A 22,117-nucleotide genomic window follows, 5' to 3' on the forward strand; every position below is an offset into this window, starting at 1 on the left:
GCGATGGGCATCGAGGAGAAGGTCCCCAGCGGTTTTCTGCTCAGCACCGTCGAGACCCTGGCCGGTTTCGCGCGCAAGGGCTCCTTGTGGCCGGCGTCCTTCGGGCTCGCGTGCTGCGCCATCGAGATGATGGCCACCGCCGGTGGCCGCTACGACATCGCCCGCTTCGGTATGGAGGCCTTCCGGGCCTCCCCGCGACAGGCCGACGTCATGATCGTCGCCGGCCGAGTCAGCCAGAAGATGGCTCCCGCCCTGCGCCGCGTCTACGACCAGATGGTCGAACCGAAGTGGGTGCTCGCGATGGGCGTGTGCGCCTCGTCGGGCGGCATGTTCAACAACTACGCGATCGTTCAGGGGGTCGACCACGTCGTCCCCGTCGACATCTACCTTCCGGGCTGCCCGCCCCGGCCCGAGATGCTCCTGCACGCCATCCTCATGCTGCACGAGAAGATCGCGCAGATGCCACTGGGTGTGAACCGGGCCGAGGCGATCCGCGCCGCCGAGGAAGCGGCCCTGGCCCAACGTCCCCTCATCGAACTGACGGTGCCGCCGCGATGACCGATCTCGAACGGACAGGATCCGACCACGACGACCGCGCCGACGAGGTGATCGCCGTCCGACGCGGCATGTTCGGGGTGCGTGGATCCGGTGACACCAGCGGCTACGGCCGCCTCGTGCGCCGGGTGACGCTGCCCGGCAGCACCGAGCGACCCTACGGCGGGTACCTCGACGACCTCGTCGACACGCTCGAGGACGTCCTCGACGAGCGATCCGGCGACACCGGCGTCGGCTATGCCCAGGCGGTCGAGAAGGTCGTCGCGCACCGCCACCAGCTGACCGTCTTCGTCCGCCGCGAACATCTGCCGCTCGTGGCCCGCACCCTGCGCGACCATGCGGACCTCCGCTTCGAGCTGTGCCTCGGGGTCAGCGGGGTGCATTACCCGCAGGAGACGGGCCGCGAACTGCACGCGGTGTATCCGCTCGTCTCGATCACCCACAACCGCCGGATACGGCTCGAGGTCGCGATCCCCGACAGCGACCCGTACGTCCCCTCGCTCTACCGCACCTACCCGACGAACGACTGGCACGAGCGCGAGACCTACGACTTCTTCGGAATCGTCTTCGACGGGCACCCCGCGCTCACCCGCATCGAGATGCCCGACGACTGGCACGGACATCCCCAACGCAAGGACTACCCTCTCGGCGGCATCCCGGTGGAATACAAGGGCGCCCGGATCCCGCCACCCGACGAACGGAGGGCGTACACGTGACGAGCGAACCCGCGACCGAGACCGTCTTCGACGCCGTCGGACGCGACTGGGACGGCATCACCGCTGCCGTACGCGACAGCGGCGAGGACCACATCGTCGTCAACATGGGCCCCCAGCACCCATCCACCCACGGAGTGTTGCGCCTGATCCTCGAGATCGACGGCGAGACCGTCACGGAGGCCCGATGTGGAATCGGCTATCTGCACACCGGAATCGAGAAAAACCTCGAATTCCGCAACTGGACGCAGGGCGTCACCTTCGTCACTCGCATGGACTACCTCGCCCCGTTCCACAACGAGACGGCCTACTGCCTCGGCGTCGAGAAGCTGCTCGGCATCGAGGATCTCGTCCCCGAACGCGCGCAGGTCGTGCGGGTGATGCTCATGGAACTCAACCGCATCTCCTCGCACCTGGTGGCGCTGGCCACCGGTGGCATGGAACTCGGCGCGACCACCCCGATGCTGTTCGGTTTCCGCGAACGCGAACTGATCCTCGACGTCTTCGAGACGATCACCGGACTGCGGATGAACCACTCCTACATCCGGCCCGGCGGACTGTCCCAGGACTTGCCCGACGAAGCCGTGCCGATGATCCGCGACCTGCTCGCCCTCCTACCCGGCCGGCTCGCCGATCTCGAAGCCCTGTTCACCGACAACCCCATCTTCATCTCACGCACCCGCGACATCGGCTGCCTCGACCTCACCGGCTGCATGGCCCTCGGGATCACCGGACCGATCCTACGGTCCACCGGACTGCCCTACGACCTGCGCCGCGCCGAATCCTACTGCGGCTACGAGACCTACGAGTTCGACGTCGTCACCGCAGAGGGATCCGACTGCTACGCGCGCTATCTCGTCCGGATCGGGGAGATGCACGAATCGTTGAAGATCGTCGAACAGTGCCTCGACCGGCTCCGCCCCGGACCGGTGATGGTCCAGGACGGCAAGATCGCCTGGCCGTCGGAACTGCAGCTCGGACCGGACGGACTCGGCAACTCGCCCGACCACATCCGGCACATCATGGGCGAGTCGATGGAGGGTCTGATCCACCACTTCAAGCTCGTCACCGAAGGCATACGTGTCCCCGCGGGACAGGTCTACATCGGCGTCGAATCGCCACGCGGCGAACTCGGCGTCCACATGGTCAGCGACGGCGGCACACGCCCGTACCGCGTGCACTACCGCGACCCGTCGTTCACGAATCTGCAGGCCGTCGCGGCGATGTGCGAGGGCGGCATGGTCTCCGACGTGATCGCTGCCGTCGCCAGCATCGACCCGGTGATGGGGGGAGTGGACCGATGAACACCGAATTCGTGCGGGCTGCGGGCGCGGAGACCACCGGCACCGCGGCCACGAGCGAGACCACCGCCGCCGTGCCGATGACCGAACCGGCCGGACGCGAACCCGTCCTCGTGCCGCTCGGGCCGCGACCCGACGAGGACACCTATCTCACCCCACCTGACGCACCGCGCCGCTATCCCGACGACGCGCGCGCCCGCCTCGACGCCGACGCCGACCGGATCATCGCGCGCTACCCGCAGCCACGATCAGCGCTGCTGCCGCTGCTGCACCTCGTGCAGGCGGAGGACGGTTACATCACGCCGGCCGGCATCGAGTTCTGCGCCCGGCGGCTCGGACTCACCGGCGCCGAGGTCGCCGCCGTCTCCACCTTCTACACCATGTACCGCCGCTCGCCGACCGGCCGCCACCACGTCGGAGTGTGCACGAACGCGTTGTGCGCGACGATGGGCGGCGACGAGATCTTCTCCGCGCTGTGCACCCGGCTCGGCATCGGACACGACGAGACCACCGCCGACGGCGCGATCACCCTCGAGCACATCGAATGCAACGCGGCGTGCGACTACGCCCCGGTGATGACCGTCGACTGGGAACTGTTCGACAACCGCACTATCGACTCCGCGATCGAACTCGTCGACGACCTGCTCGCCGGCGGCACCCCCGCACCGACGCGCGGCGCCCCGCTGCGCAGCTTCCGCGACACCGCACGCCTGCTCGCGGGGATCCCCGACGACCGGCCCGGTGCGCTCGAGGCCGCCGGTACCGCCGGGCCGGCCTCCCTCGCCGGGCTCGAGGTCGCCCGCAAGCACGACATGCGGGCACCCGAACCGCCGGAGAATGACGAGGCCGTCGTCGCCGTCGGGAAATCACCGACAGGTCTGACCCCCGTACTCACCCGTTATTGGGCCGAGGAACAGGCGTGGACCCTCGACGCCTACCGGCGGCACGGTGGATACGAAGCCCTGCCCATCGCGCTCGGCATGGACCCGGATGCGGTCATCGCCGCAGTCAAGGATTCCGGGATCCGCGGTCGCGGCGGCGCCGGATTCTCCACGGGCACCAAGTGGTCGTTCATCCCGCAGGGCGACGACAAGCCGCACTATCTCGTCGTCAACGCCGACGAATCCGAACCGGGCACCTGCAAGGACATCCCGTTCATGCTGGCCACCCCGCATGCCCTCGTCGAAGGCGTGATCATCGCCGCCTACGCGATCCGCGCCCGGCACGCGTTCGTCTATCTCCGCGGCGAAGCCGTCCCGGTGCTGCGGCGCCTGCACGCGGCGGTCGCCGAGGCCTACGAGGCCGGTTATCTCGGACGCGACATCCTCGGCTCCGGATACGACCTCGAACTCGTCGTCCACGCCGGTGCGGGCGCATACATCTGCGGTGAGGAGACGGCGCTGCTCGACTCCCTCGAGGGCCGCCGCGGCCAACCACGCCTGCGCCCGCCCTTTCCCGCCGTCGCCGGCCTGTACGCATGCCCGACCGTCGTCAACAACGTCGAATCCATCGCGAACGTCCCGCTCGTCATCCGCAACGGTGTGGACTGGTACCGCTCGATGGGCACCGAGAAATCACCGGGATTCGCGATGTTCTCGCTGTCCGGGCACGTCACCACCCCCGGCCAGTACGAGGCCCCGCTCGGCATCACCCTGCGCGAGCTGCTCGGCTACGCCGGAGGTGTGCGCGCCGGCCACCGGCTCAAGTTCTGGACACCCGGCGGTTCGTCGACCCCGATCTTCACCGACGAACACCTCGACGTCCCCCTGGACTACGAGAACGTCGCCGCCGCCGGGTCGATGCTCGGGACCCGGGCCCTGCAGATCTTCGACGAGACCACCTGCGTCGTCCGCACGGTGCTGCGCTGGACCGAGTTCTACGCGCACGAATCGTGCGGCAAGTGCACCCCCTGCCGCGAGGGCACCTGGTGGCTCGTGCAGATCCTCGAGCGGCTCGAACACGGCCGGGGCGCCGAAGCCGACCTGGAGAAGCTGCTCGACATCTCCGACAACATCCTCGGCCGGGCGTTCTGCGCGCTCGGGGACGGCGCGACCAGCCCGATCACGTCGTCGCTGAAGTACTTCCGCGACGAATACGTCGCCCACTTCGAGCACGGCGGCTGCCCGTTCGACCCGCACCTGTCGACGCTCGCCGCCGACGCCCCCGCGGAAGGAGGCGAGCGATGACCGCAGTGTCCGGTGCCGGTGCGGAGAAGTCCGAGACCACCGACCTCGTGAACGTCACCATCGACGACACCGAGATCGCCGTGCCCAAGGGCACTCTCGTGATCCGCGCCGCCGAACTGATCGGGGTCCAGATCCCGCGGTTCTGCGACCACCCGCTGCTCGAACCGGTCGGTGCGTGCCGCCAGTGCCTCGTCGAGGTCGAGGGCCAGCGCAAACCGCTCGCCTCGTGCACCTCCGTGGTCACCGACGGGATGGTCGTGCGCACCCAGTTCACCTCACCGGTGGCCGACAAGGCCCAGCGCGGCGTGATGGAACTGCTTCTCATCAACCATCCGCTCGACTGTCCGGTATGCGACAAGGGCGGCGAGTGCCCGCTGCAGAACCAGGCGATGTCCAACGGACGCGCCGAGTCCCGCTTCGAGGACACCAAACGCACCTACCCGAAACCCATCGCGATCTCCTCGCAGGTGCTCCTCGACCGCGAACGGTGCGTGCTGTGCGCGCGGTGCACCCGCTTCGCCGATCAGGTCGCGGGCGACCGGTTCGTCGACATGCTCGACCGCGGGGCGCTGCAGCAGGTCGGTATCTACACCGAGGAGCCGTTCGAGTCGTACTTCTCCGGCAACACTGTCCAGATCTGTCCGGTCGGCGCGCTCACCGGCGCCGCCTACCGGTTTCGCGCCCGCCCGTTCGATCTGGTCTCCACGCCGAGTGTGTGCGAACACTGCGCGAGCGGCTGCGCCCAGCGCACCGACCATCGTCACGGTGCCGTGCTGCGCCGACTCGCCGGGGACGACCCCGTGGTCAACGAGGAATGGAACTGCGACAAGGGACGCTGGGCGTTCACCTACGCCACCGCCGACGATTGCCTCACGACACCGCTCGTCCGCGACGATACCGGAGCGCTCGTCCCCGCCTCGTGGATCGAGGCGCTCGGCGTCGCCGCCCGCGGGCTCGCGGCGGCGCGCGGTAGGGCCGGGGTGCTCACCGGTGGCCGGCTCACCGTCGAGGACGCCTACGCGTACGCGAAGTTCGCGCGAACGGCGCTCGGCACCAACGACATCGACTTCCGCAGTCGAGCCCTGTCGGGGGAGGAGACGGACTTCCTCGCCTCGCGGGTCGCCGGGCGGCGCCTCGACGTCACCTACCGCGACCTCGACCGCGCGCCGGCGGTGCTCCTCGTCGGATTCGAGCCGGAGGAGGAGTCGCCGATCGTCTTCCTGCGGCTGCGCAAGGCGGTCCGGCGGAACAGGCTGCAGGTCTTCACGATCGCACCGTTCGCCTCGCGCGGTGTCCACAAGCTGTCGGGCCGGGTCGAACAGTGCGTCCCGGGCGACGAGGCACGCGCGCTCGACGCGATCCGCACCGGCGCATCCGCCGATGCCGCGGCGGCGCTCGGGACTCCCGGTGCGATCGTGCTGGTGGGGGAGCGGGCCGCAGCATCGCCCGGCACGCTGTCCGCCGCTGCGGCCCTCGCCGACGAGACCGGAGCCCGCCTCGCGTGGATCCCGCGCCGCGCCGGTGATCGCGGAGCACTCGAAGCCGGCGCCTTCCCGACACTTCTCCCCGGCGGTCGCCCGATCGGCGACCCGCAGGCCCGGCGCGACATCGAGTCGGCGTGGGGTCTACCGGCCGACACCCTGCCGTCGGAGCCGGGCCGCGACACCGACGCCATCCTCGCCGCGGCCGCCGAAGGTGATGTGGCTGCGCTCGTGGTCGCCGGCGTCGACCCCGCCGACCTGCCCGACCCCGATGCCGCACTCGCGGGTCTCGACGGTGCCGGCTTCGTCGTGAGTCTGGAAGTGCGACGCAGCGCGGTGACCGACCGCGCCCACGTCGTCTTCCCCGTCGCGCCGGTGGTCGAGAAGGCCGGGAGCTTCCTCGACTGGGAGGGACGCGAACGTGCCTTCCCGATCGCCCTCCGCGACACCGGAGCACTGCCCGACCACCGGGTGCTCGCGGCGATCACCGACGCGATGGACCTCGATGGAGGCCTCGACGATCCCGGCCCCCACGACGTCGAGACCCTCCGCCACGAACTCGCGGAGCTCGGACGATGGACGGGCACCGTTCCCGAATCGCCGGGAGTGTCCCCGCGACCCCCGCGACGTCCCGTTCTCGGGGAAGCGGTCCTCGCCACCTGGCGGATGCTCCTCGACGCGGGCCGGTTGCAGGACGACGAACCGCACCTCGCCGGAACGGCGCACGAACCCGTCGCCCGTCTGTCGGCCGCGACAGCCGCGGAGATCGGCGCCGCCGACCATCATTCGATCACCGTCTCCACCGAGCGCGGCTCGATCACGCTGCCGCTGGTGGTCGACGACCTGCCCGACCGTGTCGTCTGGCTGCCCACCGCCTCACCAGGATCGATGGTGCACGCCGATCTCGGTGTCACCGCCGGTGACGTGGTGCGGATCCGGGCCACCGCCACGACGGGCTCCGGATCGGACGAGGAGGATCCGCGATGAGCGTCACCGCCCAGCCCGTGGACCTGTCGATGTTCGGCATCGACCCCTGGTGGCTCGTCGTCGTCAAGGCCGTGGCGATCTTCGCGTTCCTCGTCCTGACGACCCTCGTGATGATCCTCGCCGAACGCAAGATCATGGCCTGGATGCAGATGCGGGTCGGACCCGACCGGGTGGGGCCGAAGGGACTGTTCCAGACCGTCGCCGACGGTCTGAAACTCGCGCTCAAGGAAGGCATCATCCCTACCGGGGTGGACAAGCCGATCTACATGCTCGCCCCGATCATCGCGACGGCCCCGGCGTTCATGGCGTTCGCGGTCATTCCCTTCGGGCCCGAGGTGTCGATCCTCGGGAACCGGACGCCGCTGCAGCTGACCGATCTTCCCGTCGCGGTGCTCTACGTCCTGGCGATCACCTCCGTCGGCGTCTACGGGATCGTGCTCGCCGGTTGGGCCTCGGGTTCGACCTATCCGCTGCTCGGTGGTCTCCGCTCGACCGCGCAGGTCATCTCCTACGAGATTGCGATGGGACTCGCGTTCGCCGCGATCTTCCTGCAGGCGGGCACGATGTCGACCTCGGGCATCGTCGCCGCGCAGAACGACCTGTGGTTCGTCGTGCTGCTGCTGCCGTCCTTCCTGGTGTACTCGGTGTCGATGGTGGGGGAGACCAACCGCGCCCCCTTCGACCTGCCCGAGGCCGAGGGCGAACTCGTGGGCGGTTTCCACACGGAGTACTCGTCGCTGCGGTTCGCGATGTTCATGCTCGCGGAGTACGTCAACATGGTCACCGTCTCCGCGCTCGCGACCACCCTGTTCCTCGGTGGCTGGCACGCGCCGTGGCCGCTGACACTGTGGAGCGGCGCGAACTCGGGCTGGTGGCCGCTGCTGTGGTTCGTGATCAAGGTGTGGGTCGTGCTGTTCGTCTTCGTGTGGCTGCGCAGCACCCTGCCGCGACTGCGCTACGACCAGTTCATGGCCCTGGGCTGGAAACTGCTCATCCCCGTCTCGGTGGTGTGGGTGATGATCGTGGCCGCGCTGCGCATCCTCGACACCGACGACGTCCTGCCCGGCACCGCGAGCCTCATCGTCGCCGGGGTGCTGTCCACCGCCCTGCTGTTCGCCTACCTCACCCTGCAGGGGCGGCGGAGCCGGCGCATCGCACAGGCGACGGAACCACCCGCCGGCGTCGACGAGGAGTTCGACGCCATGGCCGGAGGTTTCCCCGTGCCGCCACTACCTGCTCGGTCGAGCACCCGATCGAGTCCGCCCGCCCCGGCGGGTCGTCTCCCAGGAGGATCGTGATGGTCGAATTCCGCGGCCCGCTCGCCGGTTTCGGTGTGACGCTCACGACGATGTTCAAGAAGCCCAACACCGAGCAGTATCCGGAACAGAAGAGACCCACCGCCCCCCGCTATCACGGACGCCACCAGCTCAACCGGTATCCGGACGGACTCGAGAAGTGCATCGGCTGCGAACTGTGCGCGTGGGCCTGCCCCGCCGACGCCATCCACGTCGAGGGTGCCGACAACACCGACGAGGAGCGGTACTCGCCCGGCGAACGGTACGGGCGCGTCTACCAGATCAACTACCTGCGGTGCATCGGCTGCGGATTGTGCATCGAGGCGTGCCCGACCCGCGCGCTGACGATGACGAACGAGTACGAGATGGCCGCCGACAACCGAACCGACATGATCTACGAGAAGGACCGCCTGCTCGCGCCGCTCGAACCCGGGATGCAGCCACCCCCGCATCCCATGGCACCCGGCGCCACCGACGAGGACTACTACCGGGGCACGATCCCCGTCCCGGAACATGCGTCCGCCGCCGACGGGGAGGAACACCGGTGACCACCGCGCTGCTCGCCGCCGAACTCACCACGACCTCCACCGGGGAGGCCGTGCAGTTCTGGATCCTCGGTGCCGTCGCGGTACTCGGGGCGCTCGGTGTCGTCGTCGCCCCGAAGGCCGTGTACTCGGCGCTGTTCCTCGCCATGACGATGATCGTGCTCGCCGTCTTCTACATCGCGCAGGATGCGTTGTTCCTCGGTGTGGTGCAGATCGTCGTCTACACCGGCGCCGTGATGATGCTGTTCCTGTTCGTGCTCATGCTCGTCGGTATCGACTCCGCCGACTCCCTCGTCGAAACCATCAAGGGACAGCGCGTTCTCGCGATCGTCGTGGCGGTCGGCTTCGCGGCGATGCTCATCGGTGGCATCGGGAACACCGCGGTCTCCGGCTTCGCGGGACTCGACGCGGCCAACGCCGGCGGCAACGTCGAGGGCCTGGCGGTGCTGCTGTTCATCGACTACGTCTGGGCGTTCGAACTCACCGGAGCGCTGCTCATCACCGCCACCGTCGGTGCGATGGTGCTCGCCCACCGGGAACGTCTGCAGCCGAGGCAGACCCAACGCGAACTCGCCGCACGCCGGTTCCGCGAAGGGGAGCGCGTCACACCGCTGCCGGCCGCGGGTGTCTATGCCCGCCACAACGCCGCCGACGTCCCGGCCCTGCTCCCGGACGGATCGTTCTCCGAACTGTCGGTCGGTGAGCTGCTCGGCCGCATCGGGCGCGACTGGGACCACACCGAACTCGGCCTGCGTGAACCCGGCGACGACGCGAGGAAGGATCGGCGATGAACCCCGAGAACTACCTCTACCTGTCGGCGCTGCTGTTCACCATCGGCGCAGTGGGAGTTCTCCTGCGCCGCAACGCGATCGTCGTGTTCATGTGCGTCGAGTTGATGCTCAACGCCGCGAACCTGGCCTTCGTCACCTTCGCGCGGATGCACGGCAACCTCCACGGACAGGTGTTCGCCTTCTTCACGATGGTCGTCGCGGCCGCCGAGGTCGTCGTCGGCCTCGCGATCATCGTGACGATCTTCCGGACGAGGCGATCCGCCTCCGTCGACAACGCCGACCTGCTCAAGTACTGACGACCCCACGAGGACGGTGAGTGTGAGAGCCCACGACGAACCGAGAGGACACGCGGCATGACTTCGTTCCTGAACTCGGCGCTGTGGACGATACCGGCACTGCCCCTGGCCGGCGCGTTCGTTCTGCTGCTCCTCGGGCGGCGCAGCGACCGCTGGGGACATCTGCTCGGATGCGCCACGGCGATCGCCTCGTTCGTCGTCGGCGCCGTCATGTTCGCCGGACTGCTCGGACTCGACGCGAGTGAGAGGCTCGCGCAGCAGACCGTGTTCGCCTGGGTTCCGGTCGGAGAACTGCAGGTCGATCTCGGACTCCGGCTCGACGCACTGTCGATCTGCTTCGTACTGCTCATCACCGGCGTGGGCTCGCTGATCCACCTCTATTCGATCGGCTACATGGCGCACGATCCGGAGCGCCGGAAGTTCTTCGCCTATCTGAACCTGTTCCTCGCGGCGATGCTGGTGCTCGTCCTCGCCGACAACTTTCTCGTCCTGTACCTCGGGTGGGAGGGCGTCGGTCTCGCCTCGTACCTGCTCATCGGCTTCTGGCAGTACAAGCCCACCGCCGCGACCGCCGCGAAGAAGGCGTTCGTCGTCAACCGCGTCGGCGACATGGGGCTGCTCGTCGCCCTCATGATCATGTTCGCGACCTTCGGCAGCCTCGACTACGACACGGTCTTCGCCTCGGTCCCCGCCGCGACCGAAGGCACGGTGACGGCGATCGGCCTGTGTCTGCTCCTGGCCGCGTGCGCGAAATCCGCCCAGCTGCCACTGCAGTCGTGGCTCGGCGACGCCATGGAAGGCCCCACCCCGGTCTCCGCACTCATCCACGCCGCCACCATGGTCACCGCCGGTGTCTACCTCGTGGTCCGCGCGAACGCGATCTTCGACGCCGCACCGGCCGCACGACTCGCGGTGGTGATCGTCGGTGCCGCGACCTTGCTCTTCGGCGCGATCATCGGCTGCGCCAAGGACGACATCAAGAAGGCGCTCGCGGCGTCGACGATGAGCCAGATCGGCTACATGGTGCTCGCCGCCGGACTCGGTCCCGCCGGGTACGCCTTCGCGATCCTGCACCTGCTCACCCACGGCTTCTTCAAGGCCGGACTGTTTCTCGGCGCCGGCTCGGTGATGCACGCGATGAACGACGAGACCGACATGCGCCGCTACGGCGGACTGCGCGCGGTCATGCCGATCACCTTCGCCACCTTCGGGCTGGGGTACCTCGCGATCATCGGGATCCCGCCGTTCGCCGGCTTCTTCTCCAAGGACAAGATCATCGAGGTGGGCTTCGCCGCCGGCGGTGTCGAAGGCATCGTGCTCGGTGTCGTCGCGCTGCTCGGTGCGGGGCTGACCGCCTTCTACATGACCCGCGTGATGATCCTGACCTTCTTCGGCGACCGGCGATGGGCGCCCGACGCCGTCCCGCACGAGTCGCCGGCCTCGATGACCTGGCCGATGATCGCCCTCGCCGTGGGCTCGGTCGGTGCCGGCGGTCTGCTGGTGTTCGGTGGCGCGTTGCAGCACTGGCTCGAACCCGTCGTCGGCTACGACCATCACGAAGGTGGTCTGCCCGTCTGGCTCGTCACCACCGTCACGCTGGCGGTCGTGCTCGCCGGTGTCGCCGTCGCCTACCGGCAGTACGTGCGCGCACCGGTCCCGGCGACGGCACCCGAAGCGGTGTCGGCGCTGACCGTCGCCGCGCGTCGCGACCTCTACGGCGACGCCGTGAACGAAGCGGTGTTCATGCGTCCCGGTCAGGGTCTGGTGCGCGCCCTGGACGGCGTGGAGTCCACCGGCATCGACGGCTCGGTCACCGGTGCCGCCACCGGGATCGGTGCGCTCTCGCGCGGACTGCGCCGGCTGCAGACCGGCTTCGTCCGTTCGTACGCGTTGTACATGTTCGCCGGCGCGACCGTCGTGGTCGGCGCGCTCGTCCTGGTGACGCTGTGATGGGGGTGTACTGGTGACCACCGTTCCCTGGTTGACGATCCTGTGGGTGCTCCCGCTGCTCGGCGCCGCCGTGATCGCGGCCCTGCCCGCACGCCTCGGTTCCGCCGCCCGGTCGATCGCCCTGGTGGTGTCGATCGCCGTTCTGGTGGTCGCGGTGATCGTCGCCGTCGGATTCGACCGCGCGGGAGAGCGTTTCCAGTTCGTCGAATCGCACGACTGGATCCCCTCGTTCGGCGCCGGCTACCGGCTCGGCGTCGACGGCATCGCCCTGGTGCTGGTCCTGTTGACCGCCGCGCTCGTGCCGTTGCTCCTGGCCGCCGGATGGCACGATCACCGCGCCGCCGACGAGGAGGCCGGCGCGGCCCGCCCACGCTCCGCGCACACCTATGTGGCGCTGATCCTGCTCGTCGAGTCGATGGTGCTCGTGTCGTTCACCGCCCTCGACATCCTGCTGTTCTACGTCTTCTTCGAGGCGATGCTCGTCCCGATGTACTTCCTCATAGGCGGGTTCGGGTCGCCGGGGACACCGCGTGCCGACCGGGCACGAGCCGCCGTGAAGTTCCTGCTGTACAACCTGCTCGGCGGACTGGTGATGCTCGCCGCGTTGATCGGCCTGTACGTGGTCACCGCCCGATCCGGGCTGGGGGAGACCGCGGGAGTGGGCACCTTCGACGTCCGGACCGTCACCGCCGCCGCCGTCGCCGGTGATCTCGACGCAACCCCCGCCGTGCTCGCCGCACTGTGTTTCGGTTTCCTCGTCGCCTTCGCGGTGAAGGCTCCACTGTGGCCGCTGCACGGGTGGCTACCCGACGCGGCGGTGCGGACCACGCCGGTCGCGGCGGTGCTCATGATGGCAGTGGTCGACAAAGTCGGCACCTTCGGCATGCTGCGCTACTGCCTGCAGCTCTTCCCCGACGCCTCGGTGACCTTCGCGCCGGTCGTGGTGACTCTCGCCGTCATCGGCATCGTCTACGGCGCGGTGCTCGCGATCGGTCAGACCGACGTGATGCGCCTGATCGCCTACACCTCCATCTCGCACTTCGGGTTCATCGTCCTCGGCATCTTCGCGCTGACCTCGCAGGGGCAGGCCGGCTCGACGCTGTACATGGTCAACCACGGGATCTCCACGGCCGCACTGTTCCTCATTGCCGGTTTCCTCGTCTCGCGGCGCGGAGACCGCACCATCGCCGCCTATGGCGGGGTGCAGAAGGTCGCTCCGGTCCTCGCCGGAACCTTCCTCGTCGCCGGACTGGCGACCCTGTCCCTGCCCGGGCTCGCGCCGTTCGTCAGCGAGTTCCTCGTCTTCGTCGGCACCTATCCGCGCTACCAGGTGGCTGCGGTGATCGCGACACTCGCGCTCGTGCTGTCCGCGCTCTACGTGCTGTGGCTCTACCAGCGCATGATGGGCGGACCCGTGCGCCTGCCCGGTGGGGACGACGGTGACGACGGGAACGGCGGTGCCGAACACGCCCGCAGGCTCTCCGATCTCGTGCCTCGTGAGGTCGCGGTGGTCGCGCCGCTGATCGCGTTGCTGCTCGTTCTGGGGATCTATCCGAAACCCGCGCTCGATGTCATCACCCCGGCGGTCGACGACACGCTCGTCTCGATCGACATCTCCCGGCCCGAACCGGTGGTGCCCGCCGAGCGACCCGTCGCCGAGAGCGGTGTTCCCGCGCACGGTTCCGAGGAAGGTGAAGCCGAATGAACCCCTCCGAGGGCATCGTCGTTCTAGCCGCATCAATTCCCGCCCCGGCGATCGACTACGGACTGATCGCACCGATCCTCATCGTCTTCGCCGCCGCCGTCGTCGGTGTGCTGATCGAGTCGTTCGCGCCGGCCTCGGCACGCTACCTCGCCCACGTGCTCCTGACGACGGGTGCGCTCGTGGCGGCGTTCGTCGCCGTGGTGATGCTCGCGGGAACCGGTGCGACCACCCTGTCGGGGGCGGTCGTGATCGACGGACCGGCGCTGTTCCTGCAGGGATCGGTCCTGATCGTGGCGGTGCTGTCGGTTGCGCTCGTCGCGGAACGGAGTATCGAACAGGTTCGCGCGCAATCGGTTTCCCGCGCCGCGGCCGGTGCGCATCTCGACGCATTCGCGCCCCAGGCGTCGGCGATTCCGGGTACCGCGGCCGAACGGCAGGCGCTCGCGGCGGGCGGCGCACGGACCGAGGTCTTCCCGCTCCTGCTGTTCGCGGTGGGCGGGATGCTCGTGTTCCCGGCCTCGAACGACCTGCTGACGATGTTCGTCGCGCTCGAGGTGCTGTCGCTGCCGCTGTACCTGCTGTGCGGTCTGGCGCGGCGCCGGCGGTTGCTCTCCCAGGAAGCAGCACTGAAGTACTTCCTGCTGGGCGCGTTCTCGTCGGCGTTCTTCCTGTACGGGGTGGCGATGCTCTACGGCTACGCCGGGACCGTCCACCTCGGCGGGATCGCCCTGGCGATCGACGCCGGTGCGGGCAACGAGACCACCGCGCTCGTCGGGGTGGGTCTGCTGGCCGTCGGGTTGCTCTTCAAGATCGGGGCGGTGCCGTTCCATTCGTGGACACCGGACGTCTACCAGGGGGCACCGACCCCCGTCACGGCGTTCATGGCCGCCGCGACGAAGATCGCCGCGTTCGGTGCGCTGCTGCGTGTGCTCTATGTCGCGGTTCCCGGCGCCGCCGACCAGTGGCGTCCGATCCTGTGGGCCGTCGCGATCGCGACGATGGTCGTCGGCGCGGTCCTGGCGGTGACACAGAACGACATCAAGCGCATGCTCGCGTACTCGGCGATCAGCCACACCGGATTCGTGCTCACCGGTGTCGTCGCCGGAACCGTGTCCGGGGTGTCGTCGACGCTGTTCTACCTGCTCGTCTACGGCATCGGGACGGTCGGGGTGTTCGCCGTGGTGACGCTCGTCCGCGACCCGGACGGCGAGGCATGGGAGTTGTCGCGGTGGGCCGGTGTCGGGCGGCGCTCCCCGCTGCTCGGCGGGGCGTTCGCGCTGTTCCTGCTGTCGCTGGCGGGCATTCCGCTCACCAGCGGGTTCATCGCGAAGTTCGCGGTCTTCGGTGCGGCGATCGAGGGCGGTGCGGCTCCGCTCGTGATCGTCGGTGTGCTGGTCAGTGCGGTCGCCGCCTACTTCTACGTGCGGGTGATCGTGCTGATGTTCTTCACCGACCCGACCGACGACGCCCCGCGGCTCGCGACCTCGACCGTGGCGACGAGCGCGGCGATCGCGTTCGCGGCGGTGGCGACGGTGCTGCTCGGCATCCTGCCGCAACCCGTCCTCGACCTCGCCGAACGGGCGGCGGTGTTCGTGCTCTGACCACGAGCGGGCGCGGGCAGGGAATGTCGCGACCGTCGTATCGGTTCCACCTCCCGAGGAGGCGTAATGACCGATACACGGAACGCGATTCTGGCAGGCGGATGCTTCTGGGGTATGGAGGAGCTGATCCGGAGACAGCCCGGGGTGGTGTCGACGCGGGTCGGCTACACCGGTGGGCAGAACGATCACCCTACCTACCGCAACCATCCGGGGCACGCGGAGTCCGTCGAGATCGTCTACGACCCCGCACGGACCGACTACCGGGCGCTGCTCGAGTTCTTCTTCCAGATCCACGATCCGACCACCCTGAACCGGCAGGGCAACGACGTCGGGGCGTCCTACCGTTCTGCGATCTTCTACCTCGACGACGAGCAGAAGCAGGTCGCGGTGGACACCATCGCCGACGTCGAGGCGTCGGGTCTGTGGCCCGGCACGGTGGTCACCGAGGTGACTCCCGCGAGCACCTTCTGGGAGGCCGAACCCGAGCACCAGGACTATCTCCAGCACTACCCGAACGGGTACACCTGCCACTTCCCGCGGCCGGACTGGAAGCTGCCGAACAGTCGCATCGCCGACGCGGCGAACTGAATCACGCGCACGGGTGGTTCCTTCCGCGGATCCGTATCGTGGAGGTACAGGTTGTGACGCCACTGCGGAGGAGTGCTCGATGGGAATGTTCGGCAAAGCTATGAAGAGCGCCGCCGTGGTCAAGGCGATCCAGGTCGCCCGACGCGAAGCGGCCAAGCCCGAGAATCAGCGCAAGGCCAAGGAGATGCTCGCCAAGCTGCAGCAGAAGCGCCGCGGCTCGCACTGATCTGCCCCTCGCTGATCCGTTGTCCACCCGGGCAGCGGATCGGCGTGCAGGCTCACCGGTTTCGTTGTGCCGCCGGTCCCTCGGGACCGAGCCTCAGCGGTGCTGCTGCTTCACGAGGGTGAACTGCTGGACGTCGATGAGGCGACGTCGGAAATTCGCGGCGCACCCGGTGAGGTACCTGTGTATCGCTGGTAGACCTCCTCGGAGGCCATCCGCACCGCGTCGTTGCGCCGCGCCGCGAGGGCTCGCGCCCACAGGTCGAGCGTGCGAGCATAATGAGGTTGCAGAGACTCGATGTTCTGCACCCAGAAGCTGTTGCATTGTGCGCCGGTGATGACCAGATCCCGGTCGGGGAGCTGTCCTCCGGGGAAGATTTCCCTCATGATGAACCGCAGGAACAGTACGTCCTCGCGGGTGACCGGCACCTTCATCGCCTCGAACTGGGCGCGGGAATGGCCCACGATGGTGTGCAGCAGCATCCTGCCGTCGCCGGGCAGGATGCGAGAGGCGCGGTCGAAGAAGGTGTCGTACCGCTGTCGGCGGAAATGCTCGAACGCTCCGATGCTGACGATGCGGTCCACCGGCTCGTCGAACTCCTCCCAGCCTTGTAGACGCACTTCCGCGGTACGGCCTCCGGAGGCCATGCCCGAGAGCAGACCGGACACGTGTTCGTACTGGTTGCGGCTCAACGTCAGACCGATGACGTGCACGTCGTATCGCTCCGCCGCCCGCATCATCGTCGAGCCCCAACCGCAACCGATATCCAGCAGCGTCATCCCGGGCCGGAGATCGCACTTACGGAGAGCAAGATCGACTTTCGCGATCTGAGCTTCCTCGAGGTTCATGTTGTCGCATTCGAAGTAGGCGCAACTGTACGTGCGCGTGGGGTCGAGGAACAGTTCGAAGAAGTCGTCGGACAGGTCGTAGTGGGTCTGGACCTTCTCGTAGAACGGCGTCAGTTGCTGCATTCGGACCTACTCTCCGCGAGGAGTGGGACACGAGTTCCGGTGCGGGGCGTCGGTGCGTCCCGGCGATACACCGCTATCGGTCGATAGTGCTCCGGCAGAGCGCCTTCTCCCACGGGAACGGCGATTCCTGGGGCAGATGTCCGACTCGGGCACCGGCGTGCTGCCGTTATTCCGTGGTGTCAGCCCGCACGGACGGATGTCTCGTCGGCGACCGGCACGATGTCGAACGCGTCCTCCAGCTCTCCGAGGGCGGTATCGAAGTGGTCGAGCAGGGGCTGCAGCTGCGGCAGGCTGCGACTGCACGAGGTCAGGCCGAAAGCGATCGCGTCGTCGGTGCTCGTGCACGTGATGTTCAGTGCCTGACCGTCGACCGGCACGGACAGTGGATACACCGCATCCACGCGAGCGCCGTTCCAGTACAACGGATCCGGAGCTCCCGGCACGTTCGAGACGATGACGTTGAAGGGCGGTCGCGGGAGTGCACGATTGCGGGTGAGGATCCCCACCGCCAGAGGCGCGACGCCGAGTGCACTGGCCGCCAACCGGGACAGGGAGGACATCCCCTGCATGGAGACCTTGCCCTGCGTCGTCGATGCCGACACCCGGGCCAGCCGGTCGGCCGGATCGGCGAGATCCGTACCCATATCAGCCATCAGGACACCGAGTTCGTTTCCGGCGCAATCTTTGTCGGGTCGCAGGCACATCGGGACCATGGCCACGAGCGACTTGTCGGGCAACGCCCCCTGCTCGCTCAGGAAGGCGCGCAGTGCTCCCGACGACATGGCCAGCACGACATCGTTGACGGTCGCGTCGGCCGCTCTCGACACAGCACGCAGGCGGGTCAGCGTCCACGAGCGCGCGGCAAACCGGCGCGTCCCCGAGATCGGCACGTTGATCATGGTGTTCGGCGCGGCGAGCGACAGCGATCCGCCACCGCCGCGCAGCGCCCTGTTCACGGTGCCGGCCAGCGCGGGCACGAAACCGGTGACCTCGGACGTCGCCGTCCGCACCGCCTGCATCGCGGCTTCGGGAAGATCTGGCGCGGTCCCGGACGAGTGGGAGCGGCTCGGCGCGTCGAAGAGCGACCACGGTGCCGGCATGTCGGTCTGCTCGGAGTCCGGACTCAGGGCGCGGCGCAGCAACTTCATCGCGCCCACGCCGTCGGCGAGGGCATGGTGGATCTTCGTGTAAACGGCGAGCCGGCCGTCCGCGAGACCGTCGATGACATGCATCTGCCACAACGGCCGGCTCCGGTCGAGCAGCGTGCTGTGCAGCCGGGAGACGAGATCCCACAGTTCGTCGAGCCCGCCGGGCTGCGGCAACGCGTTGCGTCGTACGTGGTAGCTCAGGTCCAATTCCGAGTCCTCTTCCCACGCCCACTGGCCGAAGGTGCCCAGGGAGCGGACCGCGCGCTTACGCCACAGCGGGGCGACCTCACCGTTCTGTGTGGCGGCGGTGAACAGTGCCCCGAGATCCGCGGCGCTCGTACCGTCCTGGGGACTCAGAAGGATCAGTCCGCCCACATGCATCGGATGATCACGGGACTCCCCGAGAAGGAACATCGAATCGGCGGGCGACATGGGTGGACGCATCAGCACGTTTCCTCCGCCCGGTACCCCGGGCAGTTCGCGACGAGGCCCCCGCTGCCCCGTCGACATGTGCGTCAAACCATGACCCCCATCACAGATTTATGACGCGACACAACTAATACGCGACACCGGGCCATATCGCCAAGTCCGGACGCCCGATTTCCCACCGAAGTGAGAATTGTTGTCCGATTTGCGAACTCCGAGGCGCTTTCGCGGTCCACATGACGCTGTCGACGACGGTTCCCCATTCAGCATCTCGGACCTCGGACATCTGCCAGTGGACGTCGAATCCTTTCAAGGATCACCCCGCGCGGCGGTTGGGGAATACCCGGACGCCGAATCGCGTAGGTCGATCCCGTGATCGGTCACTCCTCGTCCCCGCGATTGCGACGACGCCACTGCACGGCGGCCGTGAGCAATCGGATCCCGAGAGCCAGGAAGATCAGATTTGCGATCATCTGCACCGACACGACGGCTCGCGCGGTCTCGGTTACAGCGGAGATGTCCCCGAATCCCACCGTGGAGAAGACCGTCAGACAGAAGTACAGGGCATCGACGCGGGACAGTGGTTCGGTGAAGTTGTCCGGATGCGCCACGGACATGCGGAGATAAAGGGTTGCGAAGACCACGAGATAGGCGGACACGATCGTGGTGAGTGCCTCGACGGCCTGGACCGCCGGGTACTCGGACGCGAGAATCCTGCGGATCTGCCACCAGCCGACCATCAGGACCGCAGTGCCACCACCGACGAGGGTCAGGACCTCGGACGTGCTGCGGACATGCTCGACCGGAATCACGAAGTAAACGCTGACCAGCACGAAGGCGGTGAGCGTCGGACGCGCTATCGCGGTCAGGATCAACCGTTTCCGCTCCCGCGGATCAGGTGTGCGCGGAGGATCGGCCACGGTCGTCCCCGTCCCGGAATGATGACCTTTGCCCCTACGGTATCGATCGGGCCGGGGCGACGATGGGAAGACCGAGTATCCGATCCGGCCCGGAAGGTCGACGCGGGCGGGGAGTGTGGGGAGTCGTCGATGACCGAACACGAACTGTGGGTCCGACCGATCGCGGAGGTGGGCGCCGCCGACGCGCCGACCGTCGGTGGCAAGTCCGCGAACCTCGGAGAGCTCACCCGCGCAGGCTTTCCGGTACCGCCGGCGTTCGCCGTCACCACCGCCGCCTATCTCGACGCGATGGACGCAGCCGGCATCCGATCCCGGCTGGCCGCCGAGGCCGTGCCCGACCCCGATATCGACGACGCCACCCTCATCCGTACCTCCGCGGAACTCGCCGCCCTGGTGACGGGTTCGACCGTCCCGGCCGGGATGCGCGCGGCGATCGTCTCCGCCTACGAGAGCCTCGGTCCCGACGCGCCGGTTGCAGTGCGGTCGTCGGCTCCCGCGGAGGACGCCTCCGACACATCGTTCGCCGGGATCCACGAGTCGTACACGAACGTCATCGGTCCGGACGCGGTGATCCGCGCGGTGCAGGCGTGCTGGGCCTCGTTGTGGTCCGAACGCGCCCGCACCTACCGAGGGTTGCGCGGGGTGACCGACGAGCCGTCCATCGCGGTGGTGGTCCAGGTGATGGTGAAGTCCGAATTGTCGGGCGTGGCCTTCACGGCCGACCCGCGCACGGGCGAACTCGATCGCATCGTCATCGAGGCAGCTCTCGGTCTCGGAGAGGTCGTCGTCGGCGGGCAGGTCGAACCCGACACCTATGTCGTCGCGAAGGACGGCCTCGAGGTGCTCGACGTGCGTCTCGGTCATCAGGAGTTCCGCATCACCTCCACCGACAGCGGGGACAGTCGCGTCGCCGTCGATCCCACGCGCCGCACCCGAGTGCTCGACGACGATCAGCTCCTGCGCGTCGCGCGCCTGGCCGCCGGAGTCGAAGAGCACTACGGGCGCCCCCAGGACCTCGAGTTCGCGTTCGCGGACGACGAGTTGTGGATCGTGCAGACCCGCCCGATCACCACGCTCGATCAACCGGCGGCGCCCGCCTCGTCCGGAAACGGCGAGGCACGAGCGTTGCTGGCCGGTCTCGGTGCCGGCCCCGGGACGGCGACCGGCCGAGTGCGGGTGCTCCACGAACTGGTCGACGGGAAGAAGCTGAACGACGGCGAGATCATCGTGGCGCCGATGACCAGACCCGACTGGTTGCCGATTCTGCGCCGCGCCGGCGGCATCGTCACCGACGGTGGTGGTATCACCTGCCACGCGGCCATCGTCGGACGCGAACTCGGCAAGCCCGTCGTGGTCGGTGCACGTACCGCCACCAAGGATCTGAAGGACGGGCAACTGATCACCGTCGACGGCAACGCCGGTGTGGTGTTCGACGGCGCAGTCCACACGGCGGAACGGCCCGTCGCGACGGTATCCGCGCCTGCGGCGTCCGCCGTCGCCGCCGAAACCGTTACGGCCACAGCGGTCTACGTCAATCTCGCAACTCCGGATGCCGCGGAGTCGGTCGCCGCGACCGATGTCGACGGCGTCGGTCTGCTCCGTGCCGAGTTCATGATCACCGAAGCACTCGCGGGCGAACACCCTTCGCACATGATCGCGCAGGGACGCCGCGACGAGTACGTGGAGAAGATGGCGGGTGGCCTGGCGCGGATCGCGGCGGCATTCGCCCCGCGTCCGGTCGTATACCGTGCGATCGACTTGCGCAGCAACGAATTCGCCGATCTCGAGGGTGGGGAGGTCGAACCCCACGAAGAGAACCCGATGATCGGTTACCGCGGGTGCTTCCGGTACATTCGGGATCCGGAACTGTTCTCCTTGGATCTCGATGTGCTGCACCGGGTTCGGCGCACACACCCGAACGTGCATCTGATGATCCCGTTCGTGCGCACCCGCTGGGAGCTGCGGGACTGCCTCGCCCAACTCGACCGGCATCCGCTCGGTTCCGACCAGCGCATGCAGCGCTGGATCATGGCCGAGGTCCCGTCGGTCGTCTACTGGTTGCCGGAATACGCGAAGCTCGGCATCCACGGCGTGTCCATCGGAACCAACGACCTCACGCAGTTGATGCTCGGCGTGGACCGGGACTCGGAGGTGTGCAAGGACCTGTTCGACACCCTCGACCCCGCGGTGCTCGACGCGATCGACCACATCATCGAACGGGCCTCGGCCGCGGGACTGACGACGTCGTTGTGCGGTCAGGCCGTGTCGACGAGCACCGACCTCGCCGAGCATCTCGTGCGGCGCGGCATCACCTCCGTGTCGGTCGCGCCCGACGCCGCGGCGCAGACGAGACGGACGGTGGCGCGAGCGGAACAACGCATCCTGCTCGACCGCGCCCGGCGCGCCGGGGCATGACCGGCGGGGAACCGTCCTTC

Annotated in this window: 17 protein-coding genes and 1 pseudogene; 15 read left to right on the top strand and 3 right to left on the bottom strand. The window is 68.2% G+C overall.

Annotated features, from left to right (window positions below; all coding sequences use genetic code 11):
* The first annotated feature begins 3 nt into the window (after window positions 1–3).
* The 14 genes from QR64_RS11500 to QR64_RS27030 all read left to right on the top strand — a co-directional run bounded on the left by QR64_RS11500 (window position 4) and on the right by QR64_RS27030 (window position 16,220).
* Window positions 4–558 (top strand): NuoB/complex I 20 kDa subunit family protein, encoded by a 555-nt coding sequence (locus QR64_RS11500; protein WP_006554043.1) that lies wholly within the window; start codon window positions 4–6, stop codon window positions 556–558.
* Window positions 555–1,271 (top strand): NADH-quinone oxidoreductase subunit C, encoded by a 717-nt coding sequence (locus QR64_RS11505; protein ID WP_006554042.1) that lies wholly within the window; start codon window positions 555–557, stop codon window positions 1,269–1,271. The genes QR64_RS11500 and QR64_RS11505 overlap by 4 nt, the downstream gene beginning before the upstream one ends.
* Window positions 1,268–2,572 carry an NADH-quinone oxidoreductase subunit D gene (locus tag QR64_RS11510; protein WP_039585222.1) on the top strand — a complete coding sequence of 435 codons (1,305 nt, stop codon included), beginning with the start codon at window positions 1,268–1,270 and terminating at the stop codon, window positions 2,570–2,572. Before QR64_RS11505 ends, QR64_RS11510 begins: the two co-directional genes overlap by 4 nt.
* Window positions 2,569–4,755: an NADH-quinone oxidoreductase subunit NuoF gene (gene nuoF, locus QR64_RS25820; RefSeq protein WP_006554040.1), complete on the top strand. Its 2,187-nt coding sequence runs from the start codon at window positions 2,569–2,571 to the stop codon at window positions 4,753–4,755. The genes QR64_RS11510 and nuoF overlap by 4 nt, the downstream gene beginning before the upstream one ends.
* Window positions 4,752–7,223, top strand: a complete 2,472-nt coding sequence (locus tag QR64_RS11520; protein WP_052227275.1) for an NADH-quinone oxidoreductase subunit G — start codon at window positions 4,752–4,754, stop codon at window positions 7,221–7,223. Before nuoF ends, QR64_RS11520 begins: the two co-directional genes overlap by 4 nt.
* Window positions 7,220–8,521 carry an NADH-quinone oxidoreductase subunit NuoH gene (nuoH, locus tag QR64_RS11525; protein ID WP_039585223.1) on the top strand — a complete coding sequence of 434 codons (1,302 nt, stop codon included), beginning with the start codon at window positions 7,220–7,222 and terminating at the stop codon, window positions 8,519–8,521. The genes QR64_RS11520 and nuoH overlap by 4 nt, the downstream gene beginning before the upstream one ends.
* Window positions 8,521–9,066 (top strand): NADH-quinone oxidoreductase subunit NuoI, encoded by a 546-nt coding sequence (gene nuoI / locus QR64_RS11530; protein ID WP_006554037.1) that lies wholly within the window; start codon window positions 8,521–8,523, stop codon window positions 9,064–9,066. The genes nuoH and nuoI overlap by 1 nt, the downstream gene beginning before the upstream one ends.
* Window positions 9,063–9,854, top strand: a complete 792-nt coding sequence (locus QR64_RS11535) for an NADH-quinone oxidoreductase subunit J (protein WP_006554036.1) — start codon at window positions 9,063–9,065, stop codon at window positions 9,852–9,854. The genes nuoI and QR64_RS11535 overlap by 4 nt, the downstream gene beginning before the upstream one ends.
* Window positions 9,851–10,150 carry an NADH-quinone oxidoreductase subunit NuoK gene (gene nuoK, locus QR64_RS11540; RefSeq protein WP_006554035.1) on the top strand — a complete coding sequence of 100 codons (300 nt, stop codon included), beginning with the start codon at window positions 9,851–9,853 and terminating at the stop codon, window positions 10,148–10,150. Before QR64_RS11535 ends, nuoK begins: the two co-directional genes overlap by 4 nt.
* A 57-nt stretch (window positions 10,151–10,207) precedes the next feature.
* On the top strand, window positions 10,208–12,100 hold the full coding sequence (nuoL, locus tag QR64_RS11545; protein ID WP_039585224.1) for an NADH-quinone oxidoreductase subunit L: 1,893 nt from the start codon (window positions 10,208–10,210) through the stop codon (window positions 12,098–12,100).
* Window positions 12,101–12,113: 13 nt separating this feature from the next.
* The gene (locus tag QR64_RS11550) at window positions 12,114–13,805 is read left to right on the top strand and encodes an NADH-quinone oxidoreductase subunit M (RefSeq protein ID WP_039585225.1); all 1,692 of its coding nucleotides are present in this window, start codon (window positions 12,114–12,116) and stop codon (window positions 13,803–13,805) included.
* A complete protein-coding gene (gene nuoN, locus QR64_RS11555; RefSeq protein ID WP_039585226.1) occupies window positions 13,802–15,406 on the top strand; it encodes an NADH-quinone oxidoreductase subunit NuoN in 1,605 nt (534 codons plus the stop codon). The genes QR64_RS11550 and nuoN overlap by 4 nt, the downstream gene beginning before the upstream one ends.
* A 66-nt stretch (window positions 15,407–15,472) precedes the next feature.
* The gene (msrA, locus tag QR64_RS11560; protein WP_039585227.1) at window positions 15,473–15,994 is read left to right on the top strand and encodes a peptide-methionine (S)-S-oxide reductase MsrA; all 522 of its coding nucleotides are present in this window, start codon (window positions 15,473–15,475) and stop codon (window positions 15,992–15,994) included.
* Between the two features lie 85 nt (window positions 15,995–16,079).
* Window positions 16,080–16,220, top strand: coding sequence for a hypothetical protein (locus QR64_RS27030; RefSeq protein ID WP_162273084.1), 141 nt, complete (start codon window positions 16,080–16,082; stop codon window positions 16,218–16,220).
* 93 nt (window positions 16,221–16,313) lie between these two features.
* On the opposite strand, the pseudogene QR64_RS11565 reads toward QR64_RS27030, so the two are convergent.
* The 3 genes and pseudogenes from QR64_RS11565 to QR64_RS11575 form a co-directional block, all read right to left on the bottom strand.
* A pseudogene (locus tag QR64_RS11565) lies at window positions 16,314–17,188 on the bottom strand (cyclopropane mycolic acid synthase family methyltransferase).
* 179 nt (window positions 17,189–17,367) lie between these two features.
* A complete protein-coding gene (locus tag QR64_RS11570; protein ID WP_235367102.1) occupies window positions 17,368–18,780 on the bottom strand; it encodes a WS/DGAT/MGAT family O-acyltransferase in 1,413 nt (470 codons plus the stop codon).
* 362 nt (window positions 18,781–19,142) lie between these two features.
* Complete coding sequence (locus QR64_RS11575; RefSeq protein ID WP_006554027.1) at window positions 19,143–19,682, bottom strand: potassium channel family protein; 540 nt, start codon at window positions 19,680–19,682, stop codon at window positions 19,143–19,145.
* Window positions 19,683–19,811: 129 nt separating this feature from the next.
* Here QR64_RS11575 and ppsA point away from each other — a divergent pair, with 129 nt between their 5' ends.
* The gene (gene ppsA, locus QR64_RS11580; RefSeq protein WP_039585229.1) at window positions 19,812–22,097 is read left to right on the top strand and encodes a phosphoenolpyruvate synthase; all 2,286 of its coding nucleotides are present in this window, start codon (window positions 19,812–19,814) and stop codon (window positions 22,095–22,097) included.
* Window positions 22,098–22,117: the final 20 nt, after the last annotated feature.

The organism is Rhodococcus sp. Chr-9 (genome assembly GCF_000801125.1).
Taxonomy (GTDB): domain Bacteria; phylum Actinomycetota; class Actinomycetes; order Mycobacteriales; family Mycobacteriaceae; genus Rhodococcus; species Rhodococcus pyridinivorans.